At 70.9% G+C, this 1275-nt stretch carries 1 protein-coding gene; it reads right to left on the bottom strand.

Annotated elements, in window-relative coordinates; genetic code table 11:
* Positions 1-114 precede the first annotated feature (114 nt).
* Positions 115-1275: hypothetical protein (locus ACZ6QQ_RS36675; RefSeq protein ID WP_465882636.1), on the bottom strand; the 1161-nt coding region annotated here is incomplete at its 5' end.

The following is a 1275-nucleotide window of genomic DNA, read 5'->3' as shown; positions in this document are numbered from 1 at the left end:
CACCACCACAAACCCACGCCGCCCCGCCCCCCACCCCCCCCCCCCCTACCCCCCCCCCCCCCCCCCCCCCCCCCCCCCCCCCCCCCCCCACTGCCGGCAATACGGCTCGACAGCTCAGCGGAAATTGAACTCCACCCGGTCGTTGTTGCCGTTGCGCTCCTCGGGAACGTAGTGCTCGACGCCGTCGATCCGGTCGAAGTTGCGCACGGACGCCCACCCGGTGCCGGTGTCCGGCTGTCCCGCGCTGTTGACCAGCCCCAGGACGACGGTCCGCTCCTCACCCGGCTTCAGTGGCTTGAGCTCGCAGAACAGGGTCGAGGCGAACAACCGCGAGGTATCGCTCGTCTTCGTGCACACCGACCACCCGCTTCCCTCGTGCCTCATCCCGGCAGTGGGGCCGAACCCGAGTTCCAGCCGTACGTTCTTCGACACGAAGGGCCCGTTGTTGCGAATCTTGACGGTGACGGAGGCGTACCGCAGTCCCCAGACCGGGTCCTCGGGACGCTCGACGAACGCCACGTCGGTGGCGCTGATCGTCTGGAGGTCGACGAAGACCGGATTGGGTCCGAATTCCTCCGGGCCGGCCGTCTGCGTGAACTCCTTCCCATTCCAGCCGTAGCCGCGCCACTGTTTCTGGGCCCACTCCTTCGGCACCTGACAGCATTCGGGAAGGTCGCCCACCTGGACGCGTACGACTCCGGCCGGGTCGAATTCGACGTCGACTATCCACTCTATTTCGTCGCCGACCCGGACGACCTGCCCGAGGGTGACGACCTTTCCGGCGGTGTCCCGGTCGAAGACCACCACCTGCTGCGTCGTCCCGCCCTCGGTGAGCGGACAGGACAGCAGGGCGATCGTCTCGGCCGCCCCGTCGTCGTCCACGTCGCCGTGGGCGAGGGCGACCAGCGACGGGTGCTTCAGTTTCGGGTCGTCGTCGAGCCGGACGTTCCCGGTGACACACCACTGCGGCGCGACCGGGTGCCACGCCGGCAGGCTCACCCGCGCCTTGAACAGGTCCGTCTTGCTGATCTCGCCGTCCGGTGGGGCCGGGGTGCCGGTGGCGGGCGGGGTCGCCGACGGGGTGGGCCTCGCCGACGGGGGCGGGCTGACGGTCGGCTCGGTGGTGGTGGCGGGTCCGGGGGGTGGGCCGGAGCCTCGGTTCAGCGTCGCGTACCCGGCCACCGGGCCGATGACGAGGACCAGGGCCAGGGCCAGGCCGGTGGTGGTCGCGACCCGACGGCGGTGCCGGACCGTACGCCGTACCGCGTCCGGACC

The sequence above is a fragment of the Micromonospora sp. NPDC049529 genome, assembly GCF_055586685.1.
Note: the sequence above shows the minus strand (reverse complement) of the source record. Positions and strands in the feature narration are given on the sequence as shown.